General features: G+C 62.7%; 11 protein-coding genes. 9 read left to right on the top strand and 2 right to left on the bottom strand.

Annotated features, from left to right (window positions below):
* Positions 1 to 37: 37 nt before the first annotated feature.
* Together ACVOMF_RS13625 and ACVOMF_RS13620 are read right to left on the bottom strand one after the other, a co-directional pair.
* On the bottom strand, positions 38 to 1135 hold the full coding sequence (locus ACVOMF_RS13625) for a dipeptide epimerase (RefSeq protein ID WP_481509785.1): 1098 nt from the start codon (positions 1133 to 1135) through the stop codon (positions 38 to 40).
* On the bottom strand, positions 1132 to 2586 hold the full coding sequence (locus ACVOMF_RS13620) for a C40 family peptidase (RefSeq protein ID WP_481509784.1): 1455 nt from the start codon (positions 2584 to 2586) through the stop codon (positions 1132 to 1134). The genes ACVOMF_RS13625 and ACVOMF_RS13620 overlap by 4 nt, the downstream gene beginning before the upstream one ends.
* 204 nt (positions 2587 to 2790) lie before the next feature.
* Between ACVOMF_RS13620 and ACVOMF_RS13615 the strand changes: the two genes are divergently transcribed.
* The 9 genes from ACVOMF_RS13615 (at position 2791) to hglS (ending at position 13692) form a co-directional block, all read left to right on the top strand.
* On the top strand, positions 2791 to 4215 hold the full coding sequence (locus ACVOMF_RS13615) for a transglutaminase-like domain-containing protein (protein WP_481509786.1): 1425 nt from the start codon (positions 2791 to 2793) through the stop codon (positions 4213 to 4215).
* A 58-nt stretch (positions 4216 to 4273) separates the two neighbouring features.
* On the top strand, positions 4274 to 7306 hold the full coding sequence (locus ACVOMF_RS13610; RefSeq protein ID WP_481509783.1) for a TonB-dependent receptor: 3033 nt from the start codon (positions 4274 to 4276) through the stop codon (positions 7304 to 7306).
* Positions 7307 to 7363: 57 nt separating this feature from the next.
* Positions 7364 to 8926, top strand: coding sequence for a serine hydrolase domain-containing protein (locus ACVOMF_RS13605; RefSeq protein WP_481509782.1), 1563 nt, complete (start codon positions 7364 to 7366; stop codon positions 8924 to 8926).
* Positions 8880 to 9617, top strand: a complete 738-nt coding sequence (locus ACVOMF_RS13600) for a M15 family metallopeptidase (RefSeq protein ID WP_481509781.1) — start codon at positions 8880 to 8882, stop codon at positions 9615 to 9617. The genes ACVOMF_RS13605 and ACVOMF_RS13600 overlap by 47 nt, the downstream gene beginning before the upstream one ends.
* 52 nt (positions 9618 to 9669) lie before the next feature.
* Positions 9670 to 10050: a hypothetical protein gene (locus tag ACVOMF_RS13595; protein WP_481509780.1), complete on the top strand. Its 381-nt coding sequence runs from the start codon at positions 9670 to 9672 to the stop codon at positions 10048 to 10050.
* Between the two features lie 222 nt (positions 10051 to 10272).
* Positions 10273 to 10650 (top strand): EF-hand domain-containing protein, encoded by a 378-nt coding sequence (locus ACVOMF_RS13590; RefSeq protein WP_481509779.1) that lies wholly within the window; start codon positions 10273 to 10275, stop codon positions 10648 to 10650.
* Between the two features lie 263 nt (positions 10651 to 10913).
* The gene (locus ACVOMF_RS13585; RefSeq protein ID WP_481509778.1) at positions 10914 to 11666 is read left to right on the top strand and encodes an HAD family hydrolase; all 753 of its coding nucleotides are present in this window, start codon (positions 10914 to 10916) and stop codon (positions 11664 to 11666) included.
* Between the two features lie 43 nt (positions 11667 to 11709).
* Complete coding sequence (locus tag ACVOMF_RS13580; protein ID WP_481509777.1) at positions 11710 to 12240, top strand: hypothetical protein; 531 nt, start codon at positions 11710 to 11712, stop codon at positions 12238 to 12240.
* A 93-nt stretch (positions 12241 to 12333) separates the two neighbouring features.
* Positions 12334 to 13692, top strand: coding sequence for a 2-oxoadipate dioxygenase/decarboxylase HglS (gene hglS, locus ACVOMF_RS13575; RefSeq protein ID WP_481509776.1), 1359 nt, complete (start codon positions 12334 to 12336; stop codon positions 13690 to 13692).
* Positions 13693 to 13867 lie beyond the last annotated feature (175 nt).

Genomic DNA, 13867 nt, shown 5'->3' with positions numbered 1-13867 from the left:
GCGGCAACCGAGGAGAGACCGGTTGCCGCCTGCGTGATCACGGCTTGATCATCTCCAACCCGCGTACCTCGATGATGCCCAGGCCCGGTGCGTCGGTGATGCTGATCTCCGATTCGTTGAAGATCACGCCGCCTACCACCGGATTGAACTGGCTCAACGATGGCCCATCCAGATCCACCTTGCTGATCGCGCCGGACTTGGCCACGCCAAGATGCACTGCCGCCGCCACACTGATGCTGGATTCCAGCATGCAGCCGATCATGCATGGCACGCCGTACAACGACGCGATATCGGCAATCTTGATCGCGTTGGAAATGCCGCCGGTCTTCATCAATTTGATGTTGATGATGTCGGCAGCTCCCTGCTGGATCAGATCAAAGACCTGATGCGGACTGAACACGCTTTCATCAGCCATCACCGGCGTGTTGACGCGTTCGGTGACGTACTTCATGCCCGCGATGTCTGCAGCCTTCACCGGTTGTTCCAGCAGTTCCAGCACGACGCCAGCGTTTTCCAGCACGTTCATCGCATACACCGCTTGTTTGGCGGTCCAGCCCTGGTTGGCATCCAGGCGCAGCAGGGCGCGGCCTTCGACGGCGGCGTGGATGGCCTTTACCCGTTCGATGTCCAGGCCGATGTCCTTGCCCACCTTGATCTTCAGCGACTCGAAGCCGCGCTCCACCGCCGACAGTGAATCGGCCACCATCTTGTCGATGTAGTCGACGCTGATGGTGATGTCGGTGGTGATCACCGGGTCGCCACCGCCCAGCATCTGGTACAGCGGAGCCTTGTGCAGCTGTGCCCACAGATCGTAGATCGCGATTTCCACCGCCGCTTTGGCGCTGGTATTGCGCTCCAGCGAGGTCTGGATCAGCCCGCAGATGCGGTTGAGGTTGCTGATGTCCTCGCCGATCAGGCGGGGTTTGATGAAGCTGTTGATGGCCTCGATGATCGAGCCGTGCGTATCGCCGGTGATCACCGCCGTGGCCGGCGCCTCGCCGTAGCCGGTGTGGCCGGTGTCGGTGCGCACCATCACCACGATGTCTTCCACCGTTTCCACGGTGCGCAACGCGGTTTTGAACGGGGTTTTCAGCGGCACGCGGAGCATGCCAAGTTCGATGTCGGTGATCTTCATTTGGTGTCTTGCAGGCGGATGCGCTGGATGTTGGTCATGCGGTCGATGTAGCTGGCGGTGTCGCTGGCCATCATCGGCTGCAGCGGGGTCACCGATACGCCGTTGAGGCTGGCATGCACGCGCTTGCCGCTGGCATCGAACCAGCTGCCACCGGAAGTATCGTGGATCACCCAGGTCATGCCATTGGCTTCACCGAGCATCATCATCACGTGGCCTGGGATGTAGATCAGGTCGCCGACCTGCAGCTTGGCAATCGCATCATTGCGCTTGGCCTTGCTGTCCTTGTCGGTGAAGGGCACGCGGTTCAAGGCCGGGCTGATTGCCTGTGCGCTGGTGTTGCGCGGCAGCAGCACGCCGAAGCTGCGGTAGATCTCCGAGACGAAGCCGCTGCAATCGCGGGTGTCATAGGAGTGGCCCCAGCCATAGCGTTCGCCGAGGAACTTGAAGGCCTGGGTGATCAGGTTGGCCTGGGTCAGCGGCAGGTAGTCGCTGGCCGATTCCTGCGAGCGCGGCAGCAGGGCCGGCACCAGTGCAAGGCTGCCGTCGTCGTTGCGCACCGGCAGCTGAATCACGTGGCCACCATGTGCCTGCTGGCCGTTGACCGGGTCCATCACCGGCCAGTCGGCCAGCACCGGCACGCGTACGCCCATTTCCAGCTGCAGGTCGGAGACGCGTGGCTCTTCAGGGGTGTGTGCGGTGAAGGCCTTGCCGGCGGTGATCACCCGGTACGGGCCTGTGGCACCGTAACCGAAGACCTGTTCGGCGCTGCCGACGCCGACGAAGCGCTTCTCCATCCACGCCGCATAGCGCTCGCTGGCGACGAATACCCACTTGCCGTCGGCGCTTTCATGCAGCACCGCCACCGCGTCGCCGGGAAACAGTGCCGACTCCTGGAAGCGGTCGATATCGGTATCGCCCTGGCTGCTGAATACGCGCAGTTCGGTGGGGAAGGCGCGCAGCGCGGCGCGGTGCACGACCAGGCCGTACTGTATCGGACGGGTGGCCGGGATCGCATCCAGGCCGAGGTTGGCGGTCACCGCCTGCAGCTGGGCGGGCGTGACCTGCTTGCCGTGCACATCGTACAGGGTGCGGGTCGGGGCCTTGGAGATGTCGTTGATCTGCTCGCGGACCAATACTTGTGGCAGTAGCGCGGGCAGCTTGTGCAGGTCGATGATGGAGGCATCGAGCTGGCGCATGCGTGCGTTCTGCGCCTCGATGGCGGCGCGGTCCAGGATCACGGCGTCAGCGTTTGGCAGCCTGCTGATCCAAGGCTGCGGCGTCAACAGGGCTTCTTCCAGGCCGATGATGCCGGCGTAGGAGGGCGAAACCGCTGCCGCAGGCACCCGCGACAGCGCAAAAGCCGGCCCGGCGCACAGCGCCGTGGCAAGGATCAAAGCCCGCGCAAGCGGGGCAAGGCGTCGGCGCTGGGACAGCGGCGGCAAAGCAAGCATTGGGAAGCTCCCCTCGTTGATGCTCAGGAATATTTATTCCTTTCGCCGTCGAAAGCAAGAATAAATTATTGACCGGCTATCGGGTGCGTGTTACACAGCGTTAACCACCCTGCACGTGGAAGTGTTGCCGTGGCATCAAACGCCGATTCTGCCCGCTTTGCCCGCGTCCCGTTCGCCCGCACGGTCCTCGCCTCTGCCCTGTGCATGAGCGTGGCCTGGATCGCCTATGCCGGTGAGGCGCCATCGATGGCGCTGCCCGAGTTGACGGCACGCGTGGACCGTGGCGATTTTGCCGGCGCGCAGGCCGAGATCGACAAGGCTCTGGCAGCACCCGGCACCGATGCCGACAGACGCGCCGCCTATCTGTTCCAGCAGGAGCGCATGCGCCGCATCCGCCTGGATTTCACCCTGGACGAAGCGCAGGCCAAGGCTGCGGTGCGCAGGTCGGTGCCGGATCTTCGCGACGAGGAGTTCAAGGCCTGGGATGATGCCGGCCTGATCGAGCACCTGGATATCGACGGCCAGCGTCGCTGGTTCAAGCGCGCACCGAACAATCTGTTCCTGTTCAGTGCCGAGGCCTCCAACCGGCGGCCGCCGGACAAGCGTGTATCGCGCCCCGGCCCGTACGAGCGGCTTGGCTCGCACCATATCGAGGTGATCAGGGCGTCGGAGCAGAGCGGCCAGACCAGCATCAGCCCGCGCCGGGTGCGCATCACCCAGTCCATCAAGGTCGATGCCGATGCGGTGCCGGCTGGGAAGACGGTGCGCGCCTGGCTGCCCTATCCGCGTTCGATACCCGGCCAGCAGGACAACATCCAATGGCTGGGCAGCGCTCCGCAGGGCGCGCAGATAGCACCCGAAGACACGCTGCAGCGCACCGCCTACCTCGAGCGCAAGGCCGTCGCCGGCACGCCCACCGAGTTTTCGGTGAGTTACGAGCTCACCATCTCCGCGCGTCGTTTCATCATCGACCCGGACAAGGTGCTGCCGACGCCGCGCGACCCAGAGCTGCAGCCCTATCTGGCCGAGCGCGCACCGCATGTGGTGTTCACCCCGGCGATGCGCGAGTTTTCGCGCAAGGCGGTGGGCAATGAAACCAATCCCTACCGCGTCGCCAAGAAGTTGTTCGATGCGGTGGATGCGATTCCGTGGGGCGGCGCCCGCGAGTATTCGACGATCAGCAATATTTCCGACTACGCCCTGCATGCCGGGCATGCAGACTGTGGCCAGCAGACCTTGCTGCTGATCTCGCTGCTGCGCATGAACGGCATCCCGGCGCGCTGGCAGTCGGGCATGGTGTATTCGGACAACGAGGTCGGCTACAACAACCTGCACGATTGGGGCGCGCTCTATCTTGCGCCCTACGGCTGGGTGCCGATGGATGTAAGCACGGGTGCACTGGACAGCGACCAGCCCGAACAACGCAATTTCTATTTCGGCGGGCTGGATGCCTACCGCATCGCGTTCAACGATGACTACTCACGCGCGTTCGTGCCTGCCAAGCAGCACTTCCGCTCGGAGACCGTTGATCTGCAACGAGGTGAGGTTGAGTGGGAAGGGGGGAACCTTTACTTCAACCAGTGGCAATACGACTTCCAGTCGCAGGTTCTGGCGCCGGAGTCCAAGTAATAGAACGTCGTAACCGTTGTCTTACTTATCGATTTACATCTGCAGGAGAGAGCAGGGGATGAACAGGAAAATGTTGAAAAGGGCGGCGCTGACCGTCGCATTGGGTGCCTGTCTTGGCGTGATGGCGCCGAGCGTGATGGCGCAGAGTGCAACCGGTGCAATTGCCGGCCGCGCAAATACCGGTGACCAGATCACCATCGTCAACAAAGGGACGGGCCTGACCCGCACGGTCACGGTCGGCGCCGATGGTTCCTACCGCCTGAGCCAGTTGCCGGTCGGCGACTACAGCCTGCAGGTCAAGCGCGACGGCCAGACCGACAAAGAGCCGCTGGGCGTCAGTGTCTCGCTGGGTGGCACCACCAACGTCAATCTGGGGGGCAGCACTGCCAGTGGCGCGGTGAACCTGGATGCAGTGCAGGTGACGGGGTCGCAGGTCGTCAATCGCGTTGACGTCTATTCCACCGAGTCCTCATTCAACATCAACCGCGAAGAGCTGGCACGTATGCCGGTGGAGCAGTCGATGGATTCGGTCGCGCTGCTGGCGCCGGGTGTGGTTGGTGGCAACTCCAGCTTTGGTGGCATCAGCTTTGGCGGTTCCTCGGTGGCCGAGAATGCCATCTTCGTCAATGGCCTGAATGTCACGGACATCTATGATCGGCAAGGATACTCGGCGCCGCCCTTTGCCTTTTTCAAAGAATTCCAGGTCAAGACCGGCGGCTATTCGGTTGAGTTCGGCCGCTCCACCGGTGGTGTGATCAACGCGGTCACCCGTTCGGGCTCCAATGAATTCGAGGGTGGTATGCAGGTCACCTTCGAACCCAGCGCCTGGAAGTCGAGTGGGCGTGATCACTACCATCCGGGAAGCACTACGGACGGTCATTTCGCCAGCCGCGACAGCTCATCGTTCACCAAGACCAATGTCTGGGGCTCAGGCCCAATCATCAAGGACAAACTGTTCCTGTTCGCGATGTACGAGAACCGCGATACCAATTCGCGCTACTCAAGTGGGCAGAATGCCTACAACCGCGACAAGTCCAATGATGGCTTCTGGGGAGGCAAGCTGGATTGGAACATCACGGACAACCACACGCTGGAACTGCTTGCCTTCTCTGATGATGGCGAGACCGAGACTGCCAAGCATAAGTACAACTGGGGCTCGGGTGTCGTGGGGGATCTTACGGGTACGGGGACCGATGAAGGTGGCGGCACCAACTGGTCGGCTACTTACACCGGACACTTTGGCCAGAACTTCACCGCCAAGGCGATGATCGGCCAGAACGAACGCAACGCCAATGAGCGGTCTGGTGGAGATGACGTATGCGATTTCATCACCAGCAATACCAGCGGCAAGAATAGCTACGCGCCGTACCTAAACGCGATGCCAAACAAGACACTGGGCTGCTCGCCGAGTCGCGATGTCGTGGAGATGACTAATACCCGCGATGCCGCGCGCTTGGATTTTGAGTGGGCATTGGGCAACCATCTCATTCGATTCGGCGCCGATCGCGAGGAGCTGACCACTGAGCAGATGTCGCGTTACTCGGGCAGCGGTACCATGTATACGGCCTACGTGCCAACACCTGGCTCTGAAGTGTTCGGTGGCGCCGGTGTTTATATTCCGGCCAACGTCACTCAGATGCTGATGGCGCGACGAAATGTATCCGGCGGCAAGTTTGAGACCGTCGCCAATGCGTTCTACATCGAAGACCAGTGGAGTATTACCCCCAACCTGCTGGTTACCCTGGGCTTGCGTTCAGATAGCTTCAATAACAAGGTCGCTGATGGCAGCTCCTTCATCAAGCAGGATAACCTGATCGCCCCGCGTGGCGGCTTCTCTTGGGACATCAAGGGCGATGGCACCACAAAGCTGTTTGGTAATGTCGGGCGCTACTACCTACCGGTTTCGAACAACATCAACGTCAACTTTGCTGGTGGTCTTACTGACGAGTATCGCTACTTCGCGCTGGACGGCTGGACCGAACAGGTCAACCCGATCACCGGCACCAAATACATGGCACCGATCATTGGACAGCAGATCGGGCCAACCGACACCAGCATGAACACCGGTTCGGGTGATCTGCGTCAGAGTGTTTCCAAGGACATCGATGCGGTCTACCAAGATGAGTTCATCCTTGGCTTCCAGTCGATGATCAATCAAGCTTGGTCGTGGGGTGTCAACGCGACCTATCGCAAGATGGATCGTGCGATCGACGACATTCGTATCAACCACACGCCTTGTGGTCCAGTGGGCAAGAACTTGTGGGTGATCGGCAACGGTGGTGGTGATGTGACCATTTGGGGCGATCCGTCCATTGGCTGCGCCAAGGAAGGCTGGATCACCATCGACACCTCCAAGGATGGCTACATAAAGGGTGGCAGCGGTGAAGTGGTGGGTTACAAAAAGCCCAAGCGCCGCTACAAGGCCGTGGAATTCCAGATCGACCGTGCTTGGGATGACAAGTGGATGTTCAACGCGTCCTACCTGTGGTCCAAGAGCGAGGGCAACCTGGAAGGACCGACCAACTCTGACACCAACTTTGGTTCCACCGGTATGGTGCAGTACTACGATCACCCGGCAGTGAACGAGCGCTATGGCGTGCTGTTCAACGACTTCCGCCACCAGTTCAAATTCCGCGCCGGGTATCAGATCAACGACCAGTGGTCGGTGGGTTCGACATTGCAGGTGCAGTCCGGTGGTCCGATCACTGCCTTCGGTGTGGTCTGGCCGGATGACAGCGTGGGTGCCGGTGGGTTTGCATCTGAAGGCTCGGGAGGCGGTTCGGGCTGGTTGTGCGTAGCCAAATGCGACAAGCCGTGGAACGAGCGCGTGCTCGAGCCGACCGCGCGTGGCGCATTTGGTCGACTGCCGTGGACCTGGAACATGGGTGCCAACGTGACTTGGCGTTTGCCGGTGGAATCGGTGGATCTGACGGCACGCCTGTCGGTCTACAACGTATTCAATAACCAGACCGTGATCAACGTCCACCAGCGATATGAAGCCAATCCCGGTGTAAAGCGTGACACCTTTGCGACTGGTACGCGTTGGCAGTCGCCGCGGTACACGCAGTTGGTCGTGACCTGGAACTTCTGATGTAGCTTTTGAGAACGGCCCGCTTTGGCGGGCCGTTCGCTTTTAGGATGAGTAATCGTGGGATTGAGGATCTGGTTGTTGGCGGCAGGGCTTGGGTTGAGCGGGCCGCTGCAGGCCGCGAGCGCTGAGAAGGCGGAACTGGCGCGTTTCGATGCACTGCTCGGCCAAGCCGTGCAGCGCTACCATCTGCCTGGTATCGCAATTGGCGTGATCGAAGATGGCAAGATCGTCTATCGCGGCACCCGCGGCGAATTGGCCGTGGGCGAGGGCACAGCGGTCAATGACGACAGCCTGTTCAAGATCGCCTCCAACACCAAGGCGATGACCGCGGCGGTAATTGCGCGGTTGGTGCAGGCCGGCAAGTTGCGTTGGGATGATCCTGTCACCAAGCATCTGCCGCAGTTCCGCATGCAGGACCCGTGGGTGACGCGCAACATGCAGGTGCGCGATCTGCTGATCCACAACAGCGGCCTCGGCCTGGGCGCAGGCGATCTGATGCTGTGGCCCGAACCAAACAACTTTGATCGCAGCGACATCATTGCCGGTCTCGCGCATCTGAAGCCGACCGGCAGCTTTCGCAGCGAGTACGCCTACGACAACCTCATGTATGTGGTGGCCGGCGAAGTCGCCGCAGTTGCGGGTGGAAAACCATACTCGCAGCTGGTGCGCGAGGAGATATTCCAGCCGCTGGGCATGCAGCGTTGCCAGGTCGGCGCATGGTCACCGGCGGAGCTCGGCAATATCGCGCAGCCGCATCATCGTGACGGCAAGCGCAACATCGCCGCCGAGCGCGATCCTGCACAGGTCACCGATTTTCCGTCGATGGCTGCTGGCGGTATCCGCTGCAGCCTCAATGACATGCTTCGCTGGATGCAGGTGCTGCTGGATCCGGCGCAGGCACCGGGTTGGCTGGACGCGACCCAGCGGCGTGCGCTGTGGACGGCGCATATGCCGATGCCGATCAGCCAGCGCCTGCGCGACTGGGACAACACGCACTTCTACGCCTATGGCTATGGCTGGCGTCTGTCGGATATGGACGGGCAGTGGAAGGTCGCGCATACCGGCACCTTGTCCGGCATGTATTCCTCGCTGGCCTTGCTGCCGGACCGCAAGACCGGCGTGGTGATCCTGATCAACGGTGAGGGCGAGGACGCACGCACGGCGCTGATGCAGGCCATGCTCAAGCATTACACCGCACCGGCGGCGAACAATGACGTGCTGCATTACGCCAGGTTGATTGACGCCGCTGCCGCGCAGCGCCGTTCGGCAGGGCACGTGCGCCCTGCATTGCCGAAGGCACGTGCGGCCACGCCGGCGGAGTTCGGCAGCAAGGCTGGCGTCTGGCAGGACCCGTGGTTCGGTGAGGTGTCTTTGTGCCCGCGTGATGGCAAGCTGCAGTTCGCCTCGGTCAAGTCACCGCGCATGACCGGACAGGTGATGCGTGCCGGTGAACGCTGGTATGTGGCCTGGCAAGGATTGGGCGAAGATGCCGATGCCTGGCTGGAATTCTCCGGCGACGCCCAACATCCGCAGCTGCATCTACGTGCCATCGACCCGGATATCGACTTCAGCTATGACTACCCCGATCTGGAATTCCAACGTCGTGGCGATTGCCACTAAATCACTGCCCTTGTTGCTGGCACTGTTGCCGTTCACCGCGCCTGCCCAGCAGGTGCAGGTATCGGCGGCAAAGACGCCCGCACAGGCCGGTATCGTCGATGTCACCACGCTGGCCCCGGACATCGCCCTGGACATCCGCTACGCCGGCACCGACAACTTCACCGGTCGTGTCGTTCCCGGCTATGAAGCGCCGCGTTGCTATCTGCTGCAGCCGGCGGCGCAGGCCTTGGCGCGAGTGCAGCGCGGGCTGCGCGCGCGGGGCTATCGACTGCAGGTGTTTGACTGCTACCGGCCGGTGCATTCGGTGACCTCGTTCGTCACCTGGGTACACGATGCCAAGGATCAGATCGCCAAAGAGCGCTATTACCCCAACATCGACAAGAGTCGCCTGCTCGACGGCTATATCGCCGAGACCTCCGGCCATAGCCGGGCGGCGACGGTGGACCTGGGCGTTCTGGATTGCCGCAGCATGCCGTGCACTGCCTTGGACATGGGCACGGGTTTCGATCGCTTCGATGTGCTGGCGCATACCGCCAATCCTGATATCAGCGCGACGCAGAAGCAGAACCGGCAACTGCTGCTGGATGCGATGCTGGCGCAGGGCTTTGCCAACTATCCAATGGAATGGTGGCATTACACCTTCAAGCCTGAGCCCACCCCGACCACGGCCTACGACTTCCCGGTACGTTGAGCGGGGCAGGGGCGGTTAGACTGCGGTTCCCTGGATGGACCGCGCTGCGCCCATGAATCTGGTTCTGCATTACGGCCTGCTGGGCTCGCTGGAAGCTGGCTTGATCGCCTTGGCGATTGGTTTTGTGGTGTTCGCGCTGTGGTGGCAGGTGTGCCGCCGTGCAGGGCTGAGGCACGGACATGCCATCGCTTATTCCGCGCTGATAGCGGCGGCCATTGCTGCGGGCGTGGATGGCTGGAAGCTTTTTTCGCTGGGCATGGTCAACCTGCAGTCGCCGCTGTACGCAAAGTTGGCGCTGGCTTCGATCCATGATCCGGACCAGTTGGGCACGCGCGTGCTGTTTGAGTTGATCGGTGTAGCCGTTGGCGTCGGCCTGGGTTGGTTGTTGTTCAGTTCGCGGCAACCGCTGGCTGACACCACGCATGATGCTTGAGGCACCGGTATTGCATCGATAAGCACGATGCTTGGAACGCTCTAATCATCGGCTTACTTTCACTTCATGCATGGCTAACAGGGGTGGTAGCCGCTGATCCGGTGCAGGTGGTTAACAGGATGTTCGCGGCGGTTTTGAGGAGTGCAAACGATTCAGTCGCAGCTTGTCAGGGTTGGGGTGTGCGGAATTTCCGCGCTTTAGCCAACACACGAGGAAGACCTGATGACCGTACGTAATCGCACTCCACTGTTCGCCCTGGTTGCCATCGTAGGTTCCGTGCTCGCTTTGCCGGCCATGGCGCAGGATGCACAGGATCAGGCCGCCGCCGCGCAGGCACAGGCTGCGCAGGCGCAGGATTCGGCAGAACAGGCGCAGAACGCTGCTGCCAGCGCATCAAGCAGCGCCGCCAAGGCCTCGGCCGCCGCCGGTGGTGGCCAGAGCTGGGCAGATGTGGATGCCGATGGTGATGGCACCATCAGCAAGACCGAGTCGCAGGCCAATGCTGGTTTGGCGCAGGTATTTGATGAGGCGGATGGCAACAAGGATGGCAAGCTGACCGCGGATGAGTACCGGGTTTATGCGGCTGCGCATAAGAAGTAACTGGTAGCCGGGTAGGGCCCGGAGAGCACCCCTCCCCAACCCTCCCCTGCGCTATGCGCAAGGGAGGGGGTAGAAGCGGCATTGCGCGGTGAACCAGCAGTTTGCGCGATCCGCTCCCTCCCTTGCACGCAGTGCAGGGGAGGGCCGGGGAGGGGTGCTCTTGACTGTTGCACTTTGCTTGAGCTGCCAATCCAGCCAGCCAAACCCTGCCTTCCAGCCGCAATCCCCTATTCACTTCAGGGCAGATTGCTATCCTGTGCAGCATGAACATGCAGACTTCCCCCTCCGCCATCGGCCTGGTCGGCTTCGATGGCGATGACACGCTCTGGAAGAGCGAAGACTATTACCAGAAGGCCGAGCACGAATTTGGCCTGATCCTCAGCAACTACATCGACCTGCATGACGCCGGCACCGCCCAGCATCTGCTCAAGGTGCAGCGGCGCAATCTGGCCGTATTCGGCTACGGCGCCAAGGGCATGACCCTGTCGATGCTGGAAGCTGCCATCGAGCTCACCGACGAGAAGATCTCCGCGCACGACCTGCGCCAGATCGTCGAGATCGGCCGCCGCACGCTTGAGCATCCGGTCGATGTCATCGATGGCGTCCGTGAAGCCGTGGCGGCCATCGCTGCCGAATACCCGGTGGTGCTGATCACCAAGGGCGACCTGTTCCATCAGGAGCAGAAGATCGAGCGTTCCGGCCTGCTGGATCTGTTCCCGCGCATCGAGATCATCTCGGAGAAGGACCAGTCCACCTACGCCAAGGTATTGGCCGAGTTCAACATGCCGGCCGAGCGCTTCGTGATGATCGGCAACTCGCTGCGCTCGGATATCGAACCGGTGCTGGGTCTGGGCGGCTGGGGCATCCACACCCCGTACGCGATGACCTGGGCGCATGAGGCCGAACACGGCGTCTCCGCGGAAGAGCCGCGCCTGCACCACGCCGACACCGCTCACCAGTGGCCGGAAGCGGTGCGTGCCGTTGCCGCGCAGGCTGCAGCGGCACAAGGCAACTGAGGTGAGCGCGGCAGGCGTCCGGCAATCTCCACGTGGCACAGGCTTGCTGCTGCGGCTTGGATTGCTGGCAGCTGCCGTGCTGCCCCTGCCGTTGCTGGCGCAACAGCCGGCAACGGCAGCGGTGGCCGAGGTCTACGCGCCGGCCACCGGTGATGCCTGGGTGGACAAGCAGCTGGCCGATATCAACGCCTATGCCGCGCGCTACCCGGAAGCCTTCGTCGATGAGCTGGCGCGTTATGCCAGTGCGCGCCCGGGCTATGTGCAGGCCTTGCTGCAGGACCATGGCTGGAAACCCGGCGATGTCTATCTGGCCTGCTTCTGGGGCAAGCTCAACGGCAGCAACTGCCGTACCGCGGTGAAGGCCCGCGCACAACAGCCCGAGGCCAGCTGGAAAGAGGTGTTGGCTGGCCTGCAGCCGGCCCCGGACAACCTGCGCTGGCGGGCCCTGCGCCACGCCATCGTCGCCAGTTTCGACCACTGGGACCGGCCGATAACGCTGGACCCGCTGCTGCAGCGCCAGCTCGGCGACCGCGCCCAGCGCGAGGCGGCAGCGCGCAAGAGTGACGCGGAGTAAACCGCGGCGGTATTTGCTGCCCTGCAGATAGGCGCAGGGGGCGATTCCGGGCGAAAATGGCGTTCCTTCGATTTCGCGTCAAAGCGCTTTGTCATGACCGCCGACCGTTTCGTTTCGCCCGATCACATCCGCAGCCTGTTCTCGCAGGCGATGTCGCATATGTACCGCACCGAAGTGCCGTTGTACGGCACGCTGGTGGAACTGGTTGGCGCGATCAACGCCGACGTCCTGGCCGCGCAGCCGGAGCTGGCCGCGCAGATGCAGCGCAGTGGCGAACGCGAGCGCCTGGACGTCGAGCGCCATGGCGCAATCCGCGTCGGCACCGCGCAGGAGCTGGCCACGCTGGGCCGCCTGTTCGCGGTGATGGGCATGCAGCCGGTGGGTTATTACGATCTGTCGGTGGCCGGCGTACCGGTGCACTCCACTGCCTTCCGGCCGGTGGATGGCGAGTCCTTGAACCGCAACCCGTTCCGCGTGTTCACCTCGCTGCTGCGGCTGGAGTTGATCGAGGACGCCGCGCTGCGCGAGCAGGCCGCCGAGATCCTGGCCCGCCGCAACATCTTCACCGCTGGCGCGCTGCAGCTGATCGAGCAGTGCGAGCGCGATGGCGGCCTGAGCGAAGACGATGCCTGGCGCTTCGTTGTCGAGTCGCTGGAAACCTTCCGCTGGCACAACGAAGCCACCGTGTCGCTGGAGACCTATCACGCCCTGCACGGCGCGCATCGTCTGGTTGCCGACGTGGTCAGTTTCCGTGGCCCGCATATCAACCACCTCACCCCGCGCACGCTGGACATCGATGCCGCACAGGTGGCGATGCAGTCGCGTGGTCTGGCGGCAAAGGCCGTGATCGAAGGCCCACCGCGCCGCGACTGCGCCATCCTGCTGCGTCAGACCAGCTTCAAGGCGCTGGAGGAACTGGTGCATTTCCCCTCTGGCGCGGACAACGACGCCGGTACGCATACCGCGCGTTTCGGCGAGATAGAACAGCGCGGTCTCGCGCTGACGCCGAAGGGCCGTGACTTGTATGACGCTTTGCTCGCGCAGGCGCGCGGCGGCGAAGGCAGTGCCGGTGGTGACTACATGCAGCGCCTGCAGAGCGCATTCGCCGCGTTCCCGGATGACCATGCAACGCTGCGCGGCGAAGGCCTGGGCTATTACCGCTACAGCCTGACCGATGCGGGCCTTGCCGCTGATGCGGAAACCCGTGCCTTGCCAGCGGAAGTATTGATCGAGCGCGGCTTGGCGAGCGCTGATCCGATCATCTATGAGGATTTCCTGCCGGTGAGCGCGGCGGGTATTTTCCAGTCCAACCTTGGTGGCGGTGAGCAGCGTGCGTATGCAGCGCGTGCCAACCGCGATGCCTTCGAGCAGGCACTGGGCGCAACGGTCAGCGACGAGTTCGCGATCTACGAGCGCCTGCAGGCCGAGTCGCTGGCGGCCCTTAGCGCCTGACGATCAGCTCCCTCCCTTTGCCATAGGCAAGGGGAGGGTTGGGGAGGGGTGCTTTTGCCGTCTGTAGTGGGGGGGGGGGGGGGGCCGGGGGGGGGGGGGGGGGGGGGCCGGGGCGCCGCCGGGGGGGGGGGGGGCCACCCCCGCCCCCCCCGCCCCCGCGGCCGCCGGGGCGGCG

The sequence above is a fragment of the Stenotrophomonas sp. STEN022 genome (genome assembly GCF_056760155.1).
This window is presented reverse-complemented; position numbering and strand designations above follow the sequence as displayed.